This is a genomic window from Streptomyces sp. CO7 (assembly GCF_053474865.1).
The window spans coordinates 1-391 of record NZ_JBRIOU010000155.1; the positions used below are offsets into that span (position 1 = coordinate 1).

The 391-nt window shown below is 73.7% G+C and carries 1 protein-coding gene and 1 pseudogene; both read right to left on the reverse strand.

Going from position 1 to position 391, the window contains the following annotated elements; all coding sequences use genetic code 11:
* A pseudogene (locus tag ACOV8S_RS31545) lies at positions 1-86 on the reverse strand (DNA-binding response regulator); the annotation flags it as partial.
* A partial coding sequence (locus tag ACOV8S_RS31550; protein ID WP_448321892.1) for an ATP-binding protein occupies positions 83-391 on the reverse strand: 309 nt, incomplete at its 5' end. The gene ACOV8S_RS31550 and the pseudogene ACOV8S_RS31545, both read right to left, overlap by 4 nt.

Here is a 391-nt window from a genome sequence, read left to right on the forward strand (position 1 = left end):
TCCGTGTCCTGCTCGCCGACGACCAGCACCCGGAAGGCGCTGCGCAGCAACGCCTGGTCGTCGGCGAGCAGGACACGGATCGTCATACGGGGTCCTCGGTGGCGTCGGTGGCGGCATCGGTGCGGCACTTGACCGGAAGGATCGCATGGACGCGGAACCCGCCCCCGTAGCGGGGACCGGTGGTCAGGGTGCCGCGCACCGCGGCGACCCGCTCGCGCATGCCGAGCAGGCCGTGGCCGCCGCCGGGCGGCGCGGCGGTCTCGGCGGTACTGCCGCCGGCCCCGTCGTCGAGCACGGTGACCTCGATGTCCGGTCCCACCCGCACCACGCTGACCTCGGCCCTCGCCCGTGTCCCCGCGTGCTTCTGCACATTGGTCAGGGCCTCCTGGAT